Source organism: Sinorhizobium sp. 8-89 (genome assembly GCF_030124325.1).
GTDB lineage: Bacteria > Pseudomonadota > Alphaproteobacteria > Rhizobiales > Rhizobiaceae > Sinorhizobium.
This window is the reverse complement of sequence record NZ_JASKLR010000011.1, coordinates 188,807-211,342: the sequence shown is the minus strand read 5'-3', so window position 1 is coordinate 211,342 and position 22,536 is coordinate 188,807. Positions and strand designations below refer to the sequence as shown.

The window sequence follows — 22,536 nt, the reverse complement described above, 5'->3', positions numbered from 1 at the left end:
CGTCCGATGCGCTTCCGCATAGGTCCCATGCATGTTCGAGCAGGGAACCGCAGCGTTCGGAATCTGTCGCAGTTAGCGAGCCTCACTGGGGAGAAGATGAGCCGCCACCTGCCGCTCGCAAGAAAAGCGGACTGAAGTCTCGCTGAGATTCGGAAAGAGCTGTCCGTTGGTGGTGCCATGTGCACGACGGTTTCTGGCTCTGTATCTGCGGCATCTCTATCGTGACGAGAAAGCCCTGTCGGACTTGCGGGCCAGCGGCATGTTTCTCCGGATACGTAGAGCGTTCCAGACGATACATTATGCGATCTTTTTAGCCCAGAACGTGAACATTGTCGCACAGGGCTCGTGAAGACGGCTCCTAGACCCAAAGCAACATCCATGAAAGGCAGGGGGAAAGTCTCGAATTAGCCCTGGAAGCGGCCAATCGCGCGAGTCGCTGTTGAGGCGTGTACCCTGTCACACGAAAACCAAACTCTGCTGCAGCGGACGTCACAGCGAGGTCCGCTGCATGTCCTTTCAGTGCTCGTATTGGCGCGCGTTAGTCTCGCCAGACTGAGTGGTAGCTCCAAGCTTCGCAGGCATCTATACGGGTTGCGGCGGACGGAATTAACTCCAGCGCAGTCAGTGTCGTGATCTTATAGGTGCGGCGCGTGCCGCAGACGGCGCCGTCATTAGCGAAAATCTCGAGCACCCCCCGGTCGAAGAAGAGCCTCAGATTTTCAAGTGTCAGCGGTGTCGAGTGGTATTCGATTTCGCCGGTATCTTCCGCCACGCTGACCTGTAGCCGCTCGGCGCGGTGCGCGATCGTAAAGCTTTCGCCTTCGCCGCCGCGGCCGACGATGCGAATTCCGTCGAGAGCGCCTACCAACGACACTTCGAGCGGCTGTCCGGGTTCGCAGACAAAGTGGCCAGGGGATGCTTGCGTCAACACGCGTGAGCGCAGTGTTCGATAGCCCTCCTCAGGCAGCATCGTCAGGCGGAGTTCACCGTCGAGACCGAGCACACGGGGTAACGACAATTCGCCACTATAGGGGGAGCCTGCCGGCTTTCTGAACTCCCAGTTGAAGAGCCAGGCAAAGGCGATCTGCCGCTCTTTCGCGCGGAAACTCTGCATCGCGTAGAAATCAGTGCCGAAGTCCAGCTCCTGCAATGCGGGGGTCAGGGGCGTGAAACGGTCGTCTTCGAATGACCCCAATTGTGCGTAAAGAAGATTGTGCCGGCCGGTTTCCGGCTCGGTAAAGCCCACGAAACCCATCACGAGCACGAAGCGGCCGTCGAGTTCGAAGAAGTCCGGGCACTCGACGCAGCGTGCGCCATGCCGGCGGAAATGTTCCGGAGCGCGGTAAAGGACCGCCAAGAATTTCCAGTCCGCGCCATCCTTCGAGCCGTAGAGCAGCACCGCAGGGTCACCGTCGATCGCGGCTCCGAGCACCATGCGGAAAGCGCCAGAGTTTGAATCGTACCAGACCTTGGGATCGCGGAAGTCATGGGCACTGCCGGGCGGACCGTCAACGAGCACCAGGGAGTTGACCTCCGGACGCAGCAAGTCCGCCGATGGAAGGACGTGCTTCTGTACCTCCTTGTAGTCTTTGAAGAGATCATAGGCTGGCAAACGCTCCGTGTAATAGAAGCTCAACCGCCCGTCCGGACCGATGAAGGCACTGCCCGAGAATGCGCCGCCGGTGGCCCCAAGCGACCAGAGGTTCTGTTCCGGATGGAGAAACACCGGAAGGTGCGTCCAGCGGTAAAGGTCGTCGCTTACCGCATGGCCCCAGTGCATGGGTCCCCATTCGGCTTCGGTCGGATGGAACTGGTAAAACAGGTGGTAACGGCCGTCGATGAAACATAGGCCATTGGGATCGTTCATCCATGCCTGAAATGGCGAGAAGCGTAGCTGCGGGCGATCGGGATCGCTCTGATACCATGCCGGCCAAGCTTCCTTCGGTCGGGCAACAAGCCGATCCCCCTTCAGTTCCAGGAATGTTACGCCTTCCTCAGCCACGTCGGCTGGATCGTAGCGGTAGAATAGCGTGATCTCGATGACGTTCTCGTCCCACTCCAGCGTGAGGGGGCCGTCAGCGTGGTGGGTGTAGGTGTAGAACTGAAAGTAGGGCGGCAGCGCGGCGATCCGATAGACGATGCGCTCGCCGGTGCGCAGGGCGAACACCTCTTCATCAGCATACTCCGCCTCGGATTCCGCGGGCTTCCGTCGAGCCCAAAACTCAAACCGCGCCCCGCGCGTTACGTGCAATTCCACACTAGTGCTCATGGCTCCTCCCTTCGCGCCGGCAGCGCGGTGCAGATTCAAGCTTGACAAATGTCGACGTCGATATTTAATTTCGACGTCGACATTTGGCAAGCCCGTTACACGCGGTGAACCTGGTCGAGGAGGAGAACATGGCTGATTTACATCTTGAGGGCGTCACCAAATCGTATGGTGCCGCCACGGTGATCCGCGGTATCGATCTTCACATTCCGTTCGGTGAGTTCGTCGTTTTCGTTGGCCCGTCAGGCTGCGGAAAGTCCTCTCTGTTGCGCATGATCGCCGGCCTGGAACCGATTTCCGGAGGGGTGATCCGGATCGGAGGAACCGTGGCGAACCTGCTCGAGCCTGCCGAACGCGGCGTCGCCATGGTGTTCCAGTCCTACGCGCTCTATCCGCATATGACCGCCTACAAGAACATGGCTTTTGGCCTGAAAATCGCCGGTCTGGACAAAAGCGATATCGACCAGCGCGTCACCCGCGCCGCCAGGATGCTGCAGATCGAGGAGCTGCTGCACCGCATTCCGAAGGACATGTCCGGCGGGCAGCGCCAGCGCGTCGCAATTGGTCGGTCCATTGTGCGCGAGCCGCGCCTGTTCCTGTTCGACGAGCCGCTGTCGAACCTCGACGCGGCGCTCAGGGTTCAAACGCGGATCGAAATCGCCAGGCTCCACAAAATGGTGGATGCGACGATGATCTACGTGACGCACGATCAGGTCGAGGCCATGACGCTCGCTGACCGGATCGTGGTGCTCAACCAGGGCCGCATCGAGCAGGTCGGCACGCCGCTCGAACTTTACCGAACGCCGGCAAACCTGTTCGTCGCCAGCTTCATCGGCAGCCCCAAGATGAATTTCTTTCCGGTAACCCTTGAACGCGAAGGGCTGGCGCGCGGCCCGCTCGGGATGGCCATCCCGGCCCCTGCCGGTCCGACAGGCCGTGCAACGCTGGGCGTGCGGCCGGAAAGCCTCGTTCTGTGTGAACCAGATCAGGCTTTTCTCAGCGCGCGGCTGCAGTTCGAGGAGCATCTTGGCGAGCATCGCCTGATCTACGCAGGAACGAGCGACGGCATTGATCTGATCGCCAAGGAGCCGGACGGGCCGGCACTTACCGACGGGGCCACGCTCCATTTCCGCTTTGCGCCAGAGAGCGCGCACTTCTTCGGACCGGACGGCAATCGTCTAGGCCATTCAACCAAGGGAACTCATTGATGACGAGCAGCCACCCAGGACATTCGATGCTTGCCGACCTCGCGCGCGTCAAGGACGCGCGGACCGGACGCCTTTCCAGTTGGGACCAGGAGGGCAAGAACCAGGACTACTGGCTGATCCCGCCCAACTCCACCGTGCGGCTCGCCGATATTGAGGGACCGGGCTGCATCACGCATATCTGGATGACGCAGTTCTGCCGTCGCGTTCTCGGCGCCGGGCTGATCGATCCGACTGCCGGCAATTATGTCGCGCCGGTGTTTGAGATACACAACGCCCTCGGCCTCAACTGGGAGGTCGCAGACCCCCATTACTATCGCAAGGTGCTGCTGAAGATCTATTGGGACGACCAGGATACCCCGTCGGTCCTGGTGCCGCTCGGCGACTTCTTCTGCACCGGTCATTCAATGCCCGGCAACTTTTCTTCTTTGCCGATCTCCGTCTCGAGCAAGCCTGAGGAGCGCTATCGCTTTGGGGGCAGCGCTGCGTTCAACAGCTATTTCCAGATGCCGTTCGGCAAGCGCGCCATCATCGAGATCGAAAACCAGAACGACGTTCCCTACGGCCAATACTTCTACGTCGACTTTGAACGATACGAGTCACCGCTGGCGGACGACATCGCCTATTTCCATGCGTCGTGGCGGCGCGAGAACCCGTGCGGCGGCTGGGGTCCGAATCTGCAGACCAATAGCCCCGAAACCAACATCCCCAATCTCGATGGCAAGGACAACTACGTCATCCTCGAGACCGAGGGGCGCGGGCAATATGTCGGCTGCAACCTGTCGGTGGCGCACTTCCAAGGCTCCTGGTGGGGCGAAGGTGACGAGATGATCTTCGTCGACGAAGACACCTGGCCGCCGTCGATCCATGGCACTGGCACCGAAGATTATTTCAATCACGCCTGGGGGATGCAGAACAACGCGTTCCTAACGAACGGCTCGGTTATCCACGAGAGCATCGTGCCGGGCTATCAGGTTTCCTATCGTTTTCATCTCACCGATCCCGTTCGATTCAGGAACCGCATCCGCGTGACGATCGAGCACGGGCACGCCAATCATCTGAGCGACGATTGGGCCTCTACCGCCTATTGGTACCAGACGCTTCCATCTCCGAAGCTGACCATCCTGCCCGTCGAGGAAAGGCTGCCAACGCCGCCCGGCGACCGCGCTCCGAAGAGGGTCGCCCGCGATCGCCTGACGCCGGAACAGACCAGGCAGTTCGATGCTGCCGACGGGCGTTTCCGCGCCTATGCGGAACTCCGGGACATCGAAATCGAGAAGAAGTTGGAGACGACTCGGCGCCGCTCGGCGGCGAATGTATCGAAAGGAAACTAAAACGCTGAAGCGCGTCGCATTCGTCATGCGACGCGCTTCAGGTCTTTGTTCTTGTGACTGCCGCCACGAAAACCGCTGACATGCACTCGGCGCTCATCCTGAGGAGGAGAAGGAAATGAGCATGAACAGACGAGACTTTCTGACCAAGGCGACGGCGTTGGCAGCAGCCGGTGTCCTGACACCAGCCATGTTCCCCGTAAGGGCGCGGGCAGGCGCTCCGGCAAAAGACACCGCCGCCAAGCTCACCACCTACAATTGGGGCAACCCCTCGGAGGCGAAGGCCTATGGCGAGGCGTTCGAACGATTTCGAAAGATCTATCCGAACGTCACGGTGCAGGACAACATCGCGCCGATCTCCTCGTGGTCGGACTATGCTGACAAGCTGGTGACTCAGATCGCCGGCGGGAATCCTCCCGACATCATCAATATCGCGGTCGAGGGGGTGCGGCTGGCCGTCGACAAGCAATTGCTGATGCCGCTCGACGAGTTGATTGCCGCCGACCCGGAAGCCAAGGCCCTGGTCGACAAGATACCCGCCAAGCTGAAGGACGCCCTTACCGTCGACGGCAAGCTCTATGAGATTCCGAACGGCGGTCAGACGATGGTCATCCACTATAACACCCGCATCTTCAGGGAAGCGGGCGTCGAGCCGCCGAAGCCGGACTGGACCTGGGACGATTTCGTCTCGATTGCCAAGAAACTGACGACCGGCGAAGGCGACAAGAAGATCTACGGCTATGGCTTGCCCTGGTTCAATTTCGCCATTCATCCCTGGTACCTGACCAATGGCACATATCCGGTAACCGCGGATTTCAAGCGTTCGAACCTCCATGATCCGAAGATCCGAGAGGTTGCCGAGTTCATCCACGCGCTCGTTTACGAGCACGGCGTCTCGCCCGACCCGATCGGGCTCAATGTCTATGACCAGTTTGCTGCCGGGCGTTTCGCCATGGTTGGCGCCGGCCGCTGGCCGGTGACCGGCTGGGTCCAAAACGGCTTCACCGATTTCGACATCGTGCCCTGGCCGCGCAAGGAAAGCGCCGAAACCGTCTTCGGCTGCGGCGGCTGGGGCATCAGCCCGCAATCGAAGCATCCCGAGCTCGCCTTCCAGGCTATCAAACAATTGATCTCGCTCGATACGGTGACGGCGCTGATGGAGATTGGACAACAAATCCCAATCTACGAGGAAGCCGCTAAGCAGGAGAGCTTCCTTTCTGCACCGAAGAGCGCACCGGTCTTCTTCGATGCGCTGAAGACGGCGAAGCCCGTCGCGGCGCCGGCCTTCTTCAACGCGCTTGACCGGATCCTCGGGCGCACCTTCGATCAGATCATCACCGAGGAGTTGACGGCGGAGGAAGCGCTTGCCGCAGCTCATGAAGAACTCGAAGCCGAGATCCAGCGGGGGTGACTCATGACCAAGATCGCCAACGACACCGCGGCGGGTTGGTTCTCGCCGCAAAACCGTAGGGAGACCACGGCCGGTCTTCTCTTCATCGCGCCGGCCTTGATCGGCTTTGCGGTCTTCGTCGCAGGGCCGATGGTCGCCACGGTGGTCCTCAGCCTAATGAAGTATGATCTGTTCAGCCGGCCGAGCTTCGTTGGCCTCGCCAATTTCGAGGCGATGCTGAACGACCGGCGACTCTGGAAGGTTTTCAGCAACACTGCATTCTTCGCGGTCTTTGCTGTGGCCGGCAATGTCGGCCTCGGCGTCGTTCTCGCGGTCTTGCTCAACCGGAACATGTCGAAGACCGTGCAATATGCCTATCGGGCCGCCTTTTTCTTCCCGTCTCTAGTTGGCCTGATTTTCGTTGCGGTGATCTGGCAATTCCTGTTCCAGCGCGACATCGGCGTGATCAATTACTACCTCGGCCTCGTGGGCATTGAGCCCGTCCGCTGGCTTTCCAGCGCGCGCAAGGCGCTCTGGTCCGTCATCATCCTCGACATCTGGAAGAATGTCGGCTTCGCCATGCTGATCGCGACGGCAGGACTTCAGAGCATCTCCAAGGACTACTACGACGCCGCGCGCGTCGATGGATCGAGTAGTCTGCGGACCTTCTGGCAGATCACCGTGCCGTTGCTGTCGCCGACGATCCTTTTCCTGCTCACCATGAACACGATCGGCGCCTTTAAAGTGTTCGAGTCGATTGTCGTCCTGACCAATGGCGGGCCCGGCGATGCCTCGCGAAGCCTGGTCATGTACATCTATGAGCAGGGGTTCAAGTCGTTCAACATGGGCTATGCCTCAGCGATCTCGCTGCTGCTGCTCACGGTTACGGTCATCATAACGGCGATCCAGTTCGCACTTTCCAAGCGGTGGGCCTTCTATGAATAAGCCGATGCACATCTCGTGGGACTTGGCGCCGGCCGGCTTGTCGGACCGTCGTCTCTCGCCCGAAACACGGGCAATGCTCTCGCGTCTACGCACCGCCGTGATCTATGTGGTGCTCGGGCTCGGCGCGCTGGTGATGGTGGCGCCGTTCCTATGGATGTTCACCACCAGCTTCCGGCCAGTGTCGGAGGCTTTCACGCTTCCGCCACGCTGGCTGCCCGGTCTTGATTCCAGTCTGGAAAGCTACCGCCGGCTGCTTTCGTCGGATGTCCCGATCGGCCGCTTCTTCTGGAACTCGACGGTGCTTGCGACCTCGGTCACGCTCGGTTACGTCGCAACCACCACCATTGCCGGGTACGCCTTCGCGCGGCTTCGTTTTCCGTTCAAGAACGCGCTATTCGCCCTGCTACTAGTCTCCCTCATGGTGCCGATACAGACGACGCTGGTGCCGCTGTTCCTGCTGATGCGCTGGCTCGGCCTGGTCGACAGCCAATGGTCGATTATCGTTCCGGGCCTCACCGGCGCCTTCGCGCCTGGCATGTCGGGCGTGTTTGGCATTTTCCTGATGCGGCAGTTCTTCCTGACGCTTCCCAAAGAGCTGTTCGAGGCGGCGCGTGTCGACAACGCCGGACATTTCCGTACGTTCTGGTCGATTGCCGTGCCACTAGCAGGCCCGCAGATCGCGGCGCTCTCCGTCATCATCTTCACGATGACCTGGAACGACTATTTTATGCCGTTGATCTTCCTGAATTCGGTGGACCAGATGGTGCTGCCGGTTGGGATCATGTCGATCCGTGACCCGGTCGGGAACTCGTCTGCAACCTCGGAGGTCATCGCGGCGGTATCGCTGTCGATTCTGCCGGTTCTGCTGATCTTCCTGGTGGCGCAGCGTTGGATCATCGACTCCTTTGTGCGGGCCGGCGTGAAAGGCTGACGGGTTTGTGGTTGATCAGGTGAGCCGGTGGCCATGCACGTGATTGTAATGTTATCGAGACGCCCGTGTCGCGGTTTGTGCGCTCAGGTTTGGGGAAGACAATGGTCAGCATTAAGGACGTTGCAGCACTTGCCGGCGTGTCGGATCGAACCGTATCACGCGTCGTCAACGGCGAGGGTCTGATCCGTCCGAAGACCAAGAAAAAGGTTCAGAAGGCGATCGAGACGCTAGGCTACGTTCCGAACCAGGCGGCCCGATTGATGCGCACCAGCCGTTCCAGCGTGCTCGGACTGATCACCGACGTCGTATCGACGACGCCGTTTTCGACCGACATCGTGCGCGGTATTCAGGATGCCCTTGATGGCACGCCCTACACGCTTCTGACGGTAAACACCTCCGCCGATCCGGCGAAAGAGCTGCGCGCCTGGCAGATCTTCCGCGAGCATGGCATCGGCGGGGTATTCTACGTGACGATGTTTCACCGCCACGTTCCGCCCGAGACGGAGTTCCCCAACACACCTACGGTGCTGGTAAACTGCAGTGCTCCCGAACGCGCTCTACCTTCCGTCGTCCCGGACGACTATCAAGGCGGACTGGACGTTGTCCGCTATCTTGTCGAGCAGGGACACCGAAAAATCGCATATGTCATGCTGAACGAGTTGCTCCTGGCCGCGGACCTTCGCGGCCGGGCTTTCTTCGACGGATTGGCTGCAGCCGGCATCAAAGTACGGAAGGATTGGGTGGTGCCAGGTCGTGTGGGTGCAATTTTTGCCGATCGGTTCGTCGCCTTTGAGAATGCTCGACGTCTTTTAAGCAGCCCTGATCGACCGACGGCGATCGTCTGCGGAAATGACGAGACCGCCCTGCAGGTCTACTGTGCGGCCGCGGATCTCGGGCTCAGAGTGCCGGAGGACGTTTCAGTCGTTGGTTTCGATGATTTCCAGGTCGTCTCCACCGGTATTCAGCCGCCTCTGACGACGATGGCATTACCCTATCGTGAGATGGGCGCTTTGGCCGTGCGCATGCTTGTCGACATGATTGCCGGTCGCCCGCCTGCCGAAAGCCATTTCAAGTATCGCTGCGAGCTCATCCGTCGCGGCTCGGTTGCGCCACTGAAATAGTCGCTTGATTCTCTGTATTTCGTTCTCGCAGCGCTAACCGCGTAGGCGCAGCCTTTCGCAACGACGTGGCAAGGTCCGGCTGTTGGGTATTGCTGTGGAAAGTTCCGTCGCGCATGGCTAGTTCGAGCGCGCGGCCGAGCAAAGTCGGCCGCGCCTCCGCGCTCAGAGGAAGAGCGAGTCGTCGTATCGCGTGACACCTGTCAAGACGATCTGGTCGGCGTCCCCGTCGAGGGTGAGCACCAGCGAACCGAACAGGCTCTTGTGGTGCACGACCTCGGCGTCGCCAAGGTCGATTGCGTCGATGCCGACCTTGAAGTCGCCGACCACTGTGCGGTCGCGATGACCATCATTTGTCTCCGTGGCGAGGAGGAAGACGTCGGCGCCGGCTCCGCCCAGCAGGTTATCGAGCGCGACCCCGCCGGCCGCGACGATGTCATTGCCGCTTCCGCCGTTGACCCAATCGCTGCCGCGGCCGGCACGCAATACGTCGGCGCCGGCCCCGCCTTCGATCCGGTCGAGCCCGGCGCTTCCGACGATCACGTCGTTGCCGCCAAGGCCGTCGAAGCGAAGTGCACCCTTTGCTCCCTCCCATGCCCTCAGCAGATCGTTGCCGTCGGAACCAATATAGTTGCGCGGCGCCTTCGCTATGCCGTCCTCGGTCGAGAGCTTCCAGATGTCGAGATCGACCGCCGCATTGCCGCCCTCGGCGAAGAGTTCGACGCCGAGGCTCTCCGGATCGGGGAAGATCTGGTCGGTGATCGTGCGCAGGCCGTCATTGGCGAAGAGCTCGACCGAGGCCGCATCGACGAAGATATGGAGCTTGATGTCGCCCTCCGGCGTGACCTCGAGCGGCGCCGTATGGACGGCTGCAAAGCTCTTGGCGGGAATAATGCCGGATTCGGTGCGGTCGATGAAGACCTCGCCGGTCGTCGCGTCGTAGCCGACGAGCGTCTCCTCGGCGTCACCGACCCGTACCTTGACGCCGAACCGCGACGCCTCCGCCTCAGCGGCGATTATCAACTGGCCTATGACCTGACCCGGATCATCTTCGAGCGTGGTTATCAGCGCCCCGTTTTCCTGAATCTTTCCACCGCGATCGTTGCCAGCCAACTGCGTGCCCGGGGCTTTGTCGATGCGGTAGCGGCTCACGGGCGCGACCTGTCGAACGCGGTGCACACGGCGGAGGTTCTGGAGGCCGGAAAACCGCCCGTCTACGTCGCCGATCAGATCCTGCCGCGGCTAATGGCCGAGCAGCCGGCACCCGACCTGATCCTGTGCGGCAAGGACCTCATGGCCATGAATGTTTATTTCCTCCTTGCCCAACTGGGGCTGAAGGTGGGGAAAGACGTCGCGGTGGCCAGCTTCGACAAGCTCCACTCCATCGCAAGCCATCTGCAACCCGGTCTTTGCACTATGGAACTGCCTTACTACGAGATGGGCCGGGCGGCGATGAACCTTGCCATCGATGGCGCACAAGGTGCGCAGGTCCTGAGGCTCAAGGGCAGATTCATTGAACGCGCGCCCCTGTAGGACGTGTGGACGCTATTCCCAACGTGATTATTGAATGGCAGCGAAACGCGAGCAGCCTTTCGCTGTTCTAGATCGTCGCTTCCCCGATATCGGGCTTGCCTGGCTTTGGATCACCGGCGTCCATCGATGGCGCATCGATTAACAGATGCACCATGGACTCCGAATCGACGGGGTCCACGCAACTGACCGGCGCTGTGATGTCGGCGGATTTGGGATCGACGCCTGCGTCGATACGAAGAAAGTCGCCGCCCGAGGCTCAACCAAGCAGTACCCAGGTAGGAATAGCTTTGCTTCATCAGTGGACCATCTTCCCGTTCTATTTCGTTCGCCATGAACAAAACTCCATCACTGAATTGTCGACAGACGGTCTGCTACAATCGGTCTATATTGAAAATTCTCACTATTGTCCAGGAACTGGAGTGGCCCTAAATGCATTTATCGTTCTGTCTATATCAATCTGTTCGTCACTGCCTGAATCAAGGACTGTATTACGCACCGACCGTTTTTGCACCAGTACCGCGGTTACTTCGAGCGCCTTCAAATTGTTAATTGAAAGCAATGCGCCGACTTGCGTTGAAAAACAGGCACTGTTTGGTGCGTCATTGATTTGCGATATTTCGGTTGTGGCCACAATGTGGTTATTGGCTATGTAATTGCCGCTACCGGAAACCACATTAATTATCACGGGCTTTGCGCCGAGAGGCTTGATATATTGAGTATCTATTGTTTCCGAGATGTGGTTCGCGATTACCGAATTGTTGCTGCCGTCAATTTGCAAAAGTCCGAACAGATCATCCAAGCCGTTATCGTACTTCTGCATGGGCGCCCATGGCTCACGATCTCGCAAAAAATGATTTGAGGAGACCAAATTCTCGCAGCAGTTATCAGCGAGAATCAACATTCCGGGATAAAAGGAATGAAATCTATTTCCTGTGACTGAGGAACGGACGACGCCCGAAAAACAGAGGCTGCTAGCTCCTCGAGGAAATACGTTGTTTGAAGATACTAGAATGCCTCCATAATTTTCCGCGTAAATAGAATGTCCTCTATATCCCGCGCCTACAAAATTGTTTGCTATTCTCGAGGCTTGGCCCATTCCTTTCAATTCGATACAGTTGCCGCACTCTGCGATAAAATTGTTATCTATCGCGAGCGCATCTGCATCATGAACAGTAATTCCATGTTCCAGATAGATAAGACCCATCCCCGTTATACGGAATGAGTCATTGGCGCCGCCTACATAGATTCCCGTTTTGCCATTCTTGTATGTATTTTCCGCATCATCTTGACCCGAACCATCGTCAAGGAAGTGCAGGCCATCGATGCAAAAGTCTGCAAACTCCACAGAGCTTACGCGGGGGTTTCCGGCGCGCTTAACATAAAACGCGGCTCCGGCAGCCTCACCGTCGGCAGCCTCTGGAGAAATGTCCACACCTATGCGACTTCCTCCCGGCCATATTTCGTGCCAGTGTGTCAGCTCGCTTGCAGGTGTGTTGAAACGGATGCTCGAAGACGTGAAGCCATGTCCAGAGCCCATGATCTTTAGATAGCTCACGTCTATGACGACTTGAGTGACAAGACGATAATCACCTGGCGGTATATAGATCACTGCTCCAGGTTTTCCGCCATTGTTTAGGTCGGAAACTGATTGCCTGCTTTTAATATCTGCAATGATGCTATTGATGACTTCCCCAATATCCTCATAAGGATTCCCATCAGGATACTTCGTTACATCGAAAAAATTCTCGCTAATCATTATTAATGTCTCCTCGGACATTTCTTACTCAGCAGCGGGAGTAACTGATGTTGTTAATCGTTGCTCAAACGCGCCTGGGGAAATGCGTTCAAACCAGCTCTCTGTTTGATCACCAGATGCTGGTGCGGGTGTCCGGTTCGAAGAAGTGAAGTTCTTCTGCATCGACAGCGATGCGCGCGATGCTGCCTGCGCGAACTGTGCTCTTCGGAGAAAAACGGGCTACAGCAGCCTTTTCGTTGCCGATGTCGGCGGCTGCGTCCGGGTCGCCCGCATCCACCCAGGGCGCGTCGATGTTGAGATGCACCATGGATTCCGAACCCAGCGCCTCGACAAGAGTGACCGGGGCGGAAATCTCGGCCGACGAAGGCCGGATTGCGGCGTCGTTCATGTGCTCGGGCCGGATACCGACAATGACCTGACGGTTAGACGCGCCGCTGAGCGAGGGGCGGCATTCGAAAACCCGGCCAGGGATTTCGAAACTGTTGCTGCCCAGGGTCAGCGTCCTTCCATTCAGAACGGCCTCGTACAAGTTCATCGAGGGCGATCCGATAAAGGCCGCGACAAAGACGTTGTCAGGACGATTGTACAGGTTCTGCGGTGTGTCGATCTGCTGCAGCACCCCGCCTTTCATCACGGCCACCCGGTCACCCATCGTCATCGCCTCGACCTGGTCGTGGGTCACATAAATCGTCGTGACATTCAGTTTTCTTTGCAGGCTGGCGATCTCGGCGCGCATCTGCACGCGCAGTTTGGCGTCCAGGTTGGAGAGCGGCTCATCCATCAGGAATGCCGCCGGCTTACGAACGATCGCTCGTCCCATAGCGACGCGCTGGCGCTGCCCACCAGAGAGAAGCGCCGGTTTGCGGTCGAGCAATGCCGTCAGCTCGAGAATGCGCGCCGCCTCGTTCACGCGGCTGTCGATCTCGGCCTTGGGCAGTCCGGCCATCAGCAAGGGAAAGGCGATGTTTTCGCGCACCGTCTTATGCGGATAGAGCGCGTAGGATTGGAAGACCATGGCAATGTCACGATCCTTGGGATCGACATGGTTGACAACCCTGTCGCCGATCTTGAGTTCACCGCTGGAAATGCTCTCCAGGCCCGCGATCATTCTGAGCGCTGTCGACTTCCCACATCCCGACGGACCGACAAACACCATGAACTCGCCGTCCTTGATGTCGAAGTTGAGATCATGAAGAGCGTGAAAGCTGTTTCCGTAGATCTTGTTGATATTGCGCAATTCTATACCGGCCATGCTTGTCTCCTCATCCCTTCACTGCACCGAGCGTCAGCCCGCCGACGATCTGTTTTTGAAGTGCGAGCGTCACGATGATGACGGGCAGTGAATAGAGCACGGCCGCCGCGGTCATGGCTCCCCAGGCAAGCCCATAGACGGAATTGTATTCGGCAATGACGATCGGGGCCGTCTTGGTCGATTCAGACGTCAGCAGCAGTGCATAGAGGAATTCGTTCCAGCTGGTGATGAAGGTAAAGAGCGCGGTCACCGCGATCCCGCCCGTCATGATCGGAAGGACGATCTTGCGAAAGGCCTGGAACCGTGTGCAGCCATCCATTCGCGCGGCCTCTTCAAGCTCTTTCGGCACGCCCTCGAAAAAAGCCGACATGAGCAGCAGCGCCAGCGGCACAGCAGCCGAGGTGTGAGCGAGAACCAGGCCAGGAATGGTATCGAGCAGGCCCATGGACTTCAAAAGCTGGAACAGCGGCACACCGAGCGACACCGACGGCACCATGCGGGTGATCAGGGCAAAGAGCAGGAAAAGCGTCGTGATCCGGCGGCGATACCGGGTGGCAACATAGGCGGCCGGCACGGCCACCACCAGCGAGAGCGCGGTCGTCAGCACCGCCACCGTGAGGGAATTGACGAAGGCCTTCGGCAAAGTAGACGATTGCAAGACCTCGCGAAAATTCTCGAACGATATGACCGCGGGAAAAAAGCTCGGCGGGATCTGCTGGACATCTGCCGCCGGCTTGATCGAGGTCATCAACAGATAGATGTATGGCAGAGCGTAGGACAGCACGAGCACGAGGGCTGCCGCGTTTATCAGAATTCCGCTGATATTGAGGCGAGACGCTCTATGCATGGGCCGGCCTCCATATCTTCCAATAGGCAACGGCGGCCAGAATCATCATGACGATGAGGAACAGCGTGCCGGATGCGGAGGCCTCGCCGAGATCGCCAAATCGGACCATCCGCTGATAGATATTCATCGAGAACACTTCCGAAGCATGGCGAGGACCGCCCTGCGTCTGAATCCAGATCAGGTCGAAGGTCTTGGCCGCGTCAACGCCGCGGACGATCACCACGACGGCGATCACCGGCCGCATCAGAGGCAGGGTCACATGCCAGAATCGCTTGAGCGCGTTCGCCCCGTCGATCCGTGCCGCCTCAAGCAGATCCTTAGGAATGTTCGTCAACCCCGCATAGGAGACGAGTGCAACGAACGAGGTCGTCAGCCAGATGTCGGCAAAGGATACGGAATAGATCACGATATCCTCGTTGGAGAGCCAAGCGATCTCATTGGGGTCGCTGATCAACCCCAGGCGAACGAATCCGTAGTTCAGGATGCCGATATTGCCGACCAGCAGAAACCGCCACAGCAGGCCGGCAACGATGGGCGGAACCATCAGCGGCAGAGCGAAGATCGTGCGGTGCCAACGCGATTGGCCGACCATGGCCGAGAACAGCAGGGCCGCACAGAAGCCGAACGTGAATTCGAAAAAGAGTGCGAAGACCGAATATTGCAGTGTCCGCAGAGCGCTTTCGGCGACACGTTTCGAGGTCAGGGCATCGACATAGTTCTGCAGCCCGACCCATTCACGTATATTGGGCGTGATCGTTTCGACCTTGAAAAAGGAATCGAAGATCAGCAGCCCCACCGGGTACGCGACCAACAAGCCGAGGATCGCAACCGCGGGCGCGAGCATGCAGAGCACAAAACGGTCTTCATCCGACATGTTCGCCTCCGAAAGCTGATGGCGCGGGGTGAAAATGCACCTCCCACGATACCGAGGGAAAGATCGGACTAGTTGAGGATATCCTCGATCGTTTCCTTGGCTTCCGTGAGCGCTTCTCCGACGTCCGCCTTGCACGTCAGCGCCTGCTGGACAGCCGGGAGGACAGCTTCGTCGACGATTTCCTGATACTTTTCGTTCATCGGCCGGCCTTGCGTTGCCGGCGCGCTCAACGTTTCAAGCAGCGGCTTGAAATGCTCATAGCCGGGCTTGCTGGCGTAGCTGTTATAGGCCGAGTTCGTTGCGGCAAGGCCAAGGGGAGCCTCGATGCCCGATGCGTTGTTGGCGATTGCAAAAGCGATGAACTTCTTCGCCGCGCCCTTGTGCTGCGAAGTCGAGGGGACGACATTGTACCAGGGGCCGGGAATAGCTGCGATTCCTGCATCGCCGGCGAGCATCGGAGCGACGCCGACCTTCCCGCTGACCTTTGAATCCTCAGGCGTCATCTTATAGGCGTGCGCCCAGAATTTCATCATCGCCGTCTTGCCCTGATAGAACAGATTCTGCGCCTCGCCCCATCCGATTTCGTTGACGTTTTCCGGGACGGAGTGATCGGTGCAGTGTGGCGCGATGTAGAACTCGAGCGCCTTCTTGTGCGCCTCGTTGTCGATGATGACCTTGCCGTCATCGTCGAGGATGACGCCCGGCGAGGCCGCCTGCAGCACATGGGCCATCCATTCCTCCGAGAAGGTGCCGATCGTATTGGTGCCCCAGAAATCGACCTTGCCGTCGCCGTCGGTGTCACGCGTGAAGAATTTCGCCATATCGCGCCATTGCTGCCAGGTCTTCGGCGGAGCAAGTGGATAGCCATATTTCGCCTGGAAGGCATCTTTTTCCTCCGGCTTGTCGAAGAGGTCCTTGCGATAAAAGACGATCTCGGCATTCGCCCAGGCGGGCATTCCGATCATCTTGTCGCCAGCCTTTGCGTCGGCAAGCAAAGCCGGCGGCAGATCCTTGCGCACTGCGTCGGTGAAGAGGGGCGAGAGGTCCTCGACGTGGTTCGCGAACTTCGCGTTCCAGACCACGTCGATGGTCACGATATCGAATGCCGACGAGCCTGAGGCGATCTCGGCAGAGAACTTGTCGAAGACGCCCTGGTACGGAACGACGGTGAATTTGACCTCAATGCCGGTTTCTTTAGTGAATTTCTCGGCCACCGCCTTCTGCAGCATCTCGCCGCCGCCTTCGACGAGGATGTTGATGGTTTCGGCCTTCGCCGCGGCCGCCATGAAGATGAGCGCAAGCGCGCTGGCACCAAGCATTTTCTTCATTGATTCCTCCCTTGCTCGCCGGGGCGCTTGCGTTAGCACCCTTGCTTTCCTGGAACATAATCTCTGCATGACGACGTTGTCAACACGTGTTGTCGACGTTGTCATAGAAATATGTCGACGTTGTCAGCTAACTGGTTTAGAACGGTTTCCAAAGCAAGGAGATTGGCGGGACATGGTCAGCATTATCAGTGTCGCGAAAGCGGCCGGGGTTTCGAATAAGACAGTCTCTCGCGTCATTAACGGCGAGCCCTACGTGACAGACGAAACACGTGAGCGCGTGCAGAAGGCTATTCGGGATCTTGGCTACATCCCCAACATGGCTGCGCGCCTCATACGGTCGAGCCGTTCCAACACCTTCGGCATCATGACAGATTATGTGTCCACCACGCCCTATTCGGTCGACATTGTGCGGGGAATACAGGATTGGGCCAATACGAACGGTAAAACTATCCTGATCGCCAATACTGGCGGCTCGTCCCAACGAGAGGCGGAAGTCTGGAAAACTTTCCAGGCTCATCGGATCGACGGAGTTCTCTATGTGACAATGTACCATCGTGTCGTGGACCCCGATGCCGGCGACGTCAGCATCCCGACAGTGATGATCAACTGCAGACCACGGACAGACCAGCTATTCCCATCTATCGCGCCCGACGACTTTCAGGGTGCCAGGGATCTCACCCGCTACCTGCTCGAACGAGGGCATCGCAGGATCGGCTACATCAGGCTCAATCCCGTTCTCGTCGGCGCAGAGCTGCGCCTCAACGCCTTTCGTCAGACCGCGAAGGAATTCGGCCTCGCGGAGGATGACCTTTCCATCCGTCTTGGAATGAAGGGGCCGGTTGGCGCCGAGGAGAACTATGTCTTCGCGGCGGCGACGGAGCTGCTGCGACAAAAGGAGCGACCGACCGCGATCATGAGCGGCAATGACGAGATGGCGATTCAAATTTACATCGCTGCGTTGTCGCTGGGATTGCGAATTCCCCAGGATGTTAGCATCGTCGGCTTCGATGATTTCCGAACGGTTTCGATGGCGCTTAAACCGGAACTGACCACAGCGGCGTTGCCATATCATGAGCTCGGCTTCCAAGGGGCGGAGTGGTTGAATGGGCTGGTCTCAGGCAATAACGTCGACCCATTGAGCCGCGTTGCGCCCTGCCGACTTGTCGAACGCACGTCTGTTTGTTCGGTGTGAATCCCTGCACATGGCGATGCGGATCCCTCGCCTTGAAGGGATCACGACCAACGACCCTGTTATTACAAAATTCCTATCCAAGAGATTCAGTAGGCGAGCCGAACACTTGGCCTGGCTGGAATGACTGATTTGAGGCCGCTCGCCGACTGACGGCTTCTAGGTGCGTGAGACAGGAAGCGGCCGTTGGGAGGCGTCGCTTCGCGCGCCATAAGGAGTTTAGTCGCATCGGCAGGCGTGCGTGAGAGCGAAATGGGCAGTCAGCGGCATATCTCTTCGAGAGAGATGTCGTTTTGCAGTTAATCGTAAGCCTCTGATGTGAGCGATATCAACGACTTGGCCCGGCACATAAATTGAGAATAGGCAAATAAATTGAGAATCGCACTGAGAATTTGGCACTTAATCTGAGAACGGCCGCGATGACTAAAATGGCTGTTTTTGGCTGAGTGCATCAGCAAATAGGAGATGTTACAAAGGGTTGCCTCCGTGTCAGCAGCCGTTAAGCGCGAAGACCCGTCTAAAAGGTTCTCAGATTAAGTGCCACAACTCGCCGGACCACCGCATTCTAACGATTAAGTGCCGACCGACATGAGCAGTCGCACATCCAGCAATAGACGCAGCTCGCCCAATCGTCATCAACCAAGGGCTTGGCGCCGACAAAACCGTCGGCCGGCGCCGTGCCATTAGGTTGAGGCTGCGCCTATGCGCGATGCGGTCCTGCGAGCAATTGCAGTTCCCAAGCCAGGCTAGTGCCAGTAGCTCCGCCATGCTCGAGGATGATGTCGGCGATCTTGGCAGCGCTCTCGGAGCGCGCCCAATCGCGCTGCAGTTCGGCCATGAACACACCAGATGTCAGTGGCACGGCCCCCGCTTGGATCATGCGGGCGATTCCCATTTCGTGCGCTTCAACGCTGGTGCCGCCTGAGGCGTCCGTTACGAAGTAGACCTCATAGCCATCACCAAGGGCATGAATGACGGGGAATGCGAGGCAGACTTCCGTCCAAAGTGCGGCGATAACCACTTTCTTGCGGCCGGTACCCTTAACCCATTCGACGCAACGCTCGTCTTCCCAGGTATTGATGAACGTGCGGTCGATTGGGGTCTGCTCCGGAAAGACATCCGTGATCTGCTTGAAGATCAGACCGCCTCTGTCCTTGAGAACGCTTGTCAGAAGCGTGGGGACACCGAAGGCCTTGGCTGTTTTGGCGAGCGAAACGGTGTTGTTGATCATCGTGGCAACGTCAACATTCTTGGCGGCCGCAGCCTGGAAAGGCTGGTGATCAATGAGCATCAGGACGCAGTTGTCCGGCGTCAGCATTGCCTCAAGCCCGGTCTTCGAGAAAGTTACGCTTGTCATTGCTATTCCTTAATTAAAACAGATGGTTACCCGTGCGCTGGATTTCGGAATACAAGCTGCCACGAGCTCACTTTGTGAAAAAGTGCGATAAAATCGTTCACGGGGTGCGATAAATCGAACGTTGCGTGCTGCAGATTAGAGCTCTGCGAATCCAGCAAGCTTAGAGAGCATGAACGTCGCAGGTCCCCAGTGCCCAATCTGGAACTTGGTTGGCGAACGTCTCCATGAGGAACGTTCCTGCGGGTCCCGGTGGAGTGTCAGATCGGTGGATGGCAAAAAAGCGATAATTCCCACCTTTGATGTCCGGCAAGTCAATCTTTACCAGGCGGCCTGATACCAGGTCATCTCGAACCATCGGCACAGGCATGTTGCCCCAACCGAGGCCCTCGAGAAGCAGCATGTGCTTTGTCGAAAGATCGGCAACACGCCAGGTGTGGGTTGCAACCACCCCTAAATCTACGCCCTTCGTGCGCTCCGACCGGTCAGTCAAAACGATCTGAATATGCTCTCGGCCAGCACCGATGCGCTTGTCGCTGGCAAGCGCCAGCGGGTGACCGGGCGCAGCAACAGGAATCAGTTCGACGCTGCCTATGCCCATCCTCTCGAGCCCGTCGATGTCCACGTCGGGCGGGCCGCAAACGCCAATAGACGCAGCTCCATTCAACACGAGTTCTGTCACGGCCCCCAGACCCTCGGTGCGAATATGCAGCGGAATGGCTGGAAACTTGCTGCTGAAGCTCTTCAATGCCTCAAGCACTCGGGAAGCGGGCAACATCGCGTCGAGGGCGATTGACAGGCTGGGCTCGAGGCCCTGCAGGAGACCCTGCGCCTTGGCTCGGAGACGGTTCACTCCGTTGGCTACCGATCTGGTCTCCGAGAGCACAATCCGTCCCGCATCCGTAAGACACGGCCTGCGTGTGGAATCCCGATCGAATAAGGCAAAACCGAGCTGCGCCTCCAGATTCGCGATGGTGTAGCTAACCACGGATGTAGCCCGGTTAAGCTTGCGGGCAGCCCCCGCAAAGCTCCCTACGTCGACCACGGTCAGAAAAACTTTCAACTGATCAAAAGTAGGTGTCCCCGGACCCTTCATGCAAACCCCATTCTCTCTACTGCATTCCACCCTCCCTGATGCCGATTTGATTTCCTCTACCCTGCTATTGCAATAGCGAGATGATCCCGGCGTAGCCATCGCTCACGAATCTTCGTGGACTGGACCGCTGTTGGCTGCGCAGCTTCAGCAGCCAGCCCCGTTTTTGTGGAGGCGCAATTTACCAAGCCGCAATGGGCGTCTTCGCGTCTTGAGCCTGAAAATGTTCAATCAGAAAGTGGCCGGCGGGCCCCGGCGGTGTATCAGTTCGGTAGATGGCCTGTAGCCGGTATGGCCCCCCCTTGCAATCGGGCAGGTCGAGTTGAACGAGCCGGCCAGCTGCCAGATCGTCACGCACCATCGGCTCGGGCATATTCCCCCAGCCGATCCCTTCCTTGAGAAGCATGTGCTTGGCGCCGAGGTCGGCAAGCCGCCATGTGTGAGTGCCGACCACTGCGAATTCATGGCCTTGAGTGAGTGGGGAGCGATCGGTGAGCACGAGCTGGATATGACTGCGGGCAGCACCCGGAGCATGAGAGCCGCCTGCAAGGGGATGGTCAGGCGCGGCAACCGGCACGAGCTGGACGAAGCCGACGCCAATACGCTCCAGACCCAAGACGTCAACATCCAGTGGTCCGCTAATTCCGACTGTAGCCGTGCGGTTCAGAACGATTTGCGTCACCGCGCCAAGTGCCTCGACGTATAGCCTCAGCGACACGCTCGGGAATTCCTTACGGAAGGCCTTCAGTGCATCCATCACGCGTGAAGCGGGCAACATGACATCGAGAGCAAGGTGCACCTCCGGTTCTATGCCACGCAGCATGCTTTTGACCTTGGCACGCAGATTATCGATTCCATGCGAAACGCTCCGCGCTTCAGCAAGGACCGTCCGTCCCTCGAGCGTGAGTTGCGGTTTCTTCGTCGACAGCCGATCAAACAGAGTCACTCCGAGCTGGGTCTCGAGATTGGCGATCGTGTAGCTGATGACGGAGGTCGCACGATTGAGCTTGCGGGCGGCCGCCGCGAAGCTGCCGGTCTCCACGACCGCGATGAAGACGCGCAGTTGATCAAGCGTGGGCTGCCCTGGGTCAGACATTTCGAATTCCTCGACCTTTTTGAGCGAAATTATCTGAGTTTTCCGAAACGTCCAGTGCTCCTACCTTCAAATCACCAACTCACCAAGCCAAGGAGCTGGCGATGTCTCATATCTCGACAGCCGATATCGAGCAGGTCATTCTGCCCTCAAGCCGCGATCTCGGCGGCTTCTCGGTTCGTCGGGCACTGCCTGCGCCGATGCGGCAGATGGTCGGCCCCTTCATCTTCCTCGACAGCTTCGGCCCGGTACGCTTCGGCGAGGGCGAAGGTATCGATACCCGACCTCACCCGCATATCGGTCTTTCCACCCTGACCTATCTGTTGGAGGGCGAACTCACGCACCGCGACAGCGAGCATTATGTGCAATCGATCCGCCCCGGAGAAGTCAATGTGATGGTCGCGGGCGCCGGTATCGTCCATTCCGAGCGGACTCCAGAGCATCAACGTGCGACTGGCGGGAAGCTGGCCGGGCTGCAGAGCTGGATTGCCCTCCCAAAGAAATCAGAAGAGACCGCACCGCTTTTCCAGCATCTCGACGCAGGCTCGCTGCCAACCGTTAGCGGCGAAGGTATTGGCATGAAGCTGTTGGCTGGCAACTTGCATGGTCGTCAGTCGCCAGCCACGGTGTTTTCTGATCTCTTCGCCGCCGAGGTCCATCTTGAGGCGGGTGCCCGGTATCGGATCGATGGCGAACATGTCGAGCGGGCGATCTTTGTCGTCGCCGGCGCCCTCGAGATCGTGGGGCAGGACGGCAATTTCGGCCAGGATCGTCTTCTCGTCTTCAAGCCTGGGTCGGAAATCGTCGTTAAGGCGACCGAGCCCGCCCGTTTTCTCGCCTTCGGCGGCGAGCCGCTTCCCGAGAAGCGATTTATTCGCTGGAACTTCGTCGCAACCGATCAGGAGCGCATCCGACATGCGGCCTATCTCTGGCGCGAGCGCCGCTTCCCCGGCGTGCCCGACGACGACGAATTCATACCCCTTCCTGAAAACTTCCGCTGACTTCACCCATCCAACCACCTCACAGGAGAT

19 protein-coding genes are annotated in these 22,536 nt (G+C 58.5%); 9 read left to right on the top strand and 10 right to left on the bottom strand.

All coding sequences use genetic code 11. The annotated features are described in order from the left end of the window. Positions 1–538: 538 nt before the first annotated feature. Positions 539–2,269 carry a GH32 C-terminal domain-containing protein gene (locus tag QN219_RS20995; RefSeq protein WP_284001828.1) on the bottom strand — a complete coding sequence of 577 codons (1,731 nt, stop codon included), beginning with the start codon at positions 2,267–2,269 and terminating at the stop codon, positions 539–541. Between the two features lie 128 nt (positions 2,270–2,397). Here QN219_RS20995 and QN219_RS20990 point away from each other — a divergent pair, with 128 nt between their 5' ends. From QN219_RS20990 to QN219_RS20965, 6 genes are all read left to right on the top strand, one after another. Continuing rightward, positions 2,398–3,474 (top strand): sn-glycerol-3-phosphate ABC transporter ATP-binding protein UgpC, encoded by a 1,077-nt coding sequence (locus tag QN219_RS20990; RefSeq protein ID WP_284001827.1) that lies wholly within the window; start codon positions 2,398–2,400, stop codon positions 3,472–3,474. Next, positions 3,474–4,805 carry a DUF2961 domain-containing protein gene (locus QN219_RS20985; protein WP_284001826.1) on the top strand — a complete coding sequence of 444 codons (1,332 nt, stop codon included), beginning with the start codon at positions 3,474–3,476 and terminating at the stop codon, positions 4,803–4,805. The genes QN219_RS20990 and QN219_RS20985 overlap by 1 nt, the downstream gene beginning before the upstream one ends. A gap of 115 nt (positions 4,806–4,920) precedes the next feature. Next, complete coding sequence (locus QN219_RS20980) at positions 4,921–6,213, top strand: sugar ABC transporter substrate-binding protein (RefSeq protein ID WP_284001825.1); 1,293 nt, start codon at positions 4,921–4,923, stop codon at positions 6,211–6,213. Positions 6,214–6,216: 3 nt separating this feature from the next. Continuing rightward, a complete protein-coding gene (locus QN219_RS20975) occupies positions 6,217–7,137 on the top strand; it encodes a sugar ABC transporter permease (RefSeq protein WP_284001823.1) in 921 nt (306 codons plus the stop codon). Further along, positions 7,130–8,068 (top strand): carbohydrate ABC transporter permease, encoded by a 939-nt coding sequence (locus QN219_RS20970; protein WP_284001822.1) that lies wholly within the window; start codon positions 7,130–7,132, stop codon positions 8,066–8,068. The genes QN219_RS20975 and QN219_RS20970 overlap by 8 nt, the downstream gene beginning before the upstream one ends. A gap of 101 nt (positions 8,069–8,169) precedes the next feature. After that, positions 8,170–9,189: a LacI family DNA-binding transcriptional regulator gene (locus QN219_RS20965; RefSeq protein ID WP_284001820.1), complete on the top strand. Its 1,020-nt coding sequence runs from the start codon at positions 8,170–8,172 to the stop codon at positions 9,187–9,189. 162 nt (positions 9,190–9,351) lie between these two features. Here QN219_RS20965 and QN219_RS20960 read toward each other — a convergent pair whose 3' ends face one another. Then, complete coding sequence (locus tag QN219_RS20960; protein ID WP_284001819.1) at positions 9,352–10,338, bottom strand: GH32 C-terminal domain-containing protein; 987 nt, start codon at positions 10,336–10,338, stop codon at positions 9,352–9,354. Here QN219_RS20960 and QN219_RS20955 point away from each other — a divergent pair. After that, positions 10,222–10,719, top strand: a complete 498-nt coding sequence (locus tag QN219_RS20955; RefSeq protein WP_284001856.1) for a substrate-binding domain-containing protein — start codon at positions 10,222–10,224, stop codon at positions 10,717–10,719. The genes QN219_RS20960 and QN219_RS20955 overlap by 117 nt on opposite strands. Before the next feature lie 400 nt (positions 10,720–11,119). Here QN219_RS20955 and QN219_RS20950 read toward each other — a convergent pair whose 3' ends face one another. The 5 genes from QN219_RS20950 to QN219_RS20930 form a co-directional block, all read right to left on the bottom strand. Next, positions 11,120–12,475 carry a NosD domain-containing protein gene (locus QN219_RS20950; RefSeq protein ID WP_284001818.1) on the bottom strand — a complete coding sequence of 452 codons (1,356 nt, stop codon included), beginning with the start codon at positions 12,473–12,475 and terminating at the stop codon, positions 11,120–11,122. A 109-nt stretch (positions 12,476–12,584) separates the two neighbouring features. Next, a complete protein-coding gene (locus tag QN219_RS20945) occupies positions 12,585–13,727 on the bottom strand; it encodes a sn-glycerol-3-phosphate ABC transporter ATP-binding protein UgpC (protein WP_284001817.1) in 1,143 nt (380 codons plus the stop codon). Between the two features lie 10 nt (positions 13,728–13,737). Then, complete coding sequence (locus QN219_RS20940; RefSeq protein WP_284001816.1) at positions 13,738–14,574, bottom strand: carbohydrate ABC transporter permease; 837 nt, start codon at positions 14,572–14,574, stop codon at positions 13,738–13,740. Further along, positions 14,567–15,448: a sugar ABC transporter permease gene (locus QN219_RS20935; RefSeq protein ID WP_284001815.1), complete on the bottom strand. Its 882-nt coding sequence runs from the start codon at positions 15,446–15,448 to the stop codon at positions 14,567–14,569. Before QN219_RS20935 ends, QN219_RS20940 begins: the two co-directional genes overlap by 8 nt. Positions 15,449–15,516: 68 nt before the next feature. Beyond that, positions 15,517–16,776 carry a sugar ABC transporter substrate-binding protein gene (locus tag QN219_RS20930; protein ID WP_284001814.1) on the bottom strand — a complete coding sequence of 420 codons (1,260 nt, stop codon included), beginning with the start codon at positions 16,774–16,776 and terminating at the stop codon, positions 15,517–15,519. A 172-nt stretch (positions 16,777–16,948) separates the two neighbouring features. Between QN219_RS20930 and QN219_RS20925 the strand changes: the two genes are divergently transcribed. Further along, positions 16,949–17,968, top strand: coding sequence for a LacI family DNA-binding transcriptional regulator (locus QN219_RS20925; RefSeq protein WP_284001813.1), 1,020 nt, complete (start codon positions 16,949–16,951; stop codon positions 17,966–17,968). A 697-nt stretch (positions 17,969–18,665) separates the two neighbouring features. Here the strand turns inward: QN219_RS20925 and QN219_RS20920 are convergent. From QN219_RS20920 to QN219_RS20910, 3 genes are all read right to left on the bottom strand, one after another. After that, on the bottom strand, positions 18,666–19,322 hold the full coding sequence (locus QN219_RS20920) for a hydrolase (RefSeq protein WP_284001812.1): 657 nt from the start codon (positions 19,320–19,322) through the stop codon (positions 18,666–18,668). 160 nt (positions 19,323–19,482) lie between these two features. Continuing rightward, the gene (locus QN219_RS20915) at positions 19,483–20,415 is read right to left on the bottom strand and encodes a LysR family transcriptional regulator (protein WP_284001811.1); all 933 of its coding nucleotides are present in this window, start codon (positions 20,413–20,415) and stop codon (positions 19,483–19,485) included. A 178-nt stretch (positions 20,416–20,593) separates the two neighbouring features. After that, positions 20,594–21,508, bottom strand: coding sequence for a LysR family transcriptional regulator (locus tag QN219_RS20910; RefSeq protein ID WP_284001810.1), 915 nt, complete (start codon positions 21,506–21,508; stop codon positions 20,594–20,596). 101 nt (positions 21,509–21,609) lie between these two features. Between QN219_RS20910 and QN219_RS20905 the strand changes: the two genes are divergently transcribed. Beyond that, a complete protein-coding gene (locus tag QN219_RS20905) occupies positions 21,610–22,506 on the top strand; it encodes a pirin family protein (protein ID WP_284001809.1) in 897 nt (298 codons plus the stop codon). Positions 22,507–22,536: the final 30 nt, after the last annotated feature.

Bases quoted from the DNA above. Each gene is read 5' to 3' on its own strand.
- QN219_RS20905 (WP_284001809.1), top strand. From the start codon at position 21,610: ATGTCTCATATCTCGACAGCCGATATCGAGCAGGTCATTCTGCCCTCA.
- QN219_RS20950 (WP_284001818.1), bottom strand. From the start codon at position 12,475: ATGATTAGCGAGAATTTTTTCGATGTAACGAAGTATCCTGATGGGAAT.
- QN219_RS20995 (WP_284001828.1), bottom strand. From the start codon at position 2,269: ATGAGCACTAGTGTGGAATTGCACGTAACGCGCGGGGCGCGGTTTGAG.
- QN219_RS20920 (WP_284001812.1), bottom strand. From the start codon at position 19,322: ATGACAAGCGTAACTTTCTCGAAGACCGGGCTTGAGGCAATGCTGACG.
- QN219_RS20925 (WP_284001813.1), top strand. From the start codon at position 16,949: ATGGTCAGCATTATCAGTGTCGCGAAAGCGGCCGGGGTTTCGAATAAG.
- QN219_RS20965 (WP_284001820.1), top strand. From the start codon at position 8,170: ATGGTCAGCATTAAGGACGTTGCAGCACTTGCCGGCGTGTCGGATCGA.
- QN219_RS20990 (WP_284001827.1), top strand. From the start codon at position 2,398: ATGGCTGATTTACATCTTGAGGGCGTCACCAAATCGTATGGTGCCGCC.
- QN219_RS20940 (WP_284001816.1), bottom strand. From the start codon at position 14,574: ATGCATAGAGCGTCTCGCCTCAATATCAGCGGAATTCTGATAAACGCG.
- QN219_RS20985 (WP_284001826.1), top strand. From the start codon at position 3,474: ATGACGAGCAGCCACCCAGGACATTCGATGCTTGCCGACCTCGCGCGC.
- QN219_RS20945 (WP_284001817.1), bottom strand. From the start codon at position 13,727: ATGGCCGGTATAGAATTGCGCAATATCAACAAGATCTACGGAAACAGC.
- QN219_RS20975 (WP_284001823.1), top strand. From the start codon at position 6,217: ATGACCAAGATCGCCAACGACACCGCGGCGGGTTGGTTCTCGCCGCAA.
- QN219_RS20910 (WP_284001810.1), bottom strand. From the start codon at position 21,508: ATGTCTGACCCAGGGCAGCCCACGCTTGATCAACTGCGCGTCTTCATC.
- QN219_RS20970 (WP_284001822.1), top strand. From the start codon at position 7,130: ATGAATAAGCCGATGCACATCTCGTGGGACTTGGCGCCGGCCGGCTTG.
- QN219_RS20915 (WP_284001811.1), bottom strand. From the start codon at position 20,415: ATGAAGGGTCCGGGGACACCTACTTTTGATCAGTTGAAAGTTTTTCTG.
- QN219_RS20980 (WP_284001825.1), top strand. From the start codon at position 4,921: ATGAGCATGAACAGACGAGACTTTCTGACCAAGGCGACGGCGTTGGCA.
- QN219_RS20930 (WP_284001814.1), bottom strand. From the start codon at position 16,776: ATGAAGAAAATGCTTGGTGCCAGCGCGCTTGCGCTCATCTTCATGGCG.
- QN219_RS20935 (WP_284001815.1), bottom strand. From the start codon at position 15,448: ATGTCGGATGAAGACCGTTTTGTGCTCTGCATGCTCGCGCCCGCGGTT.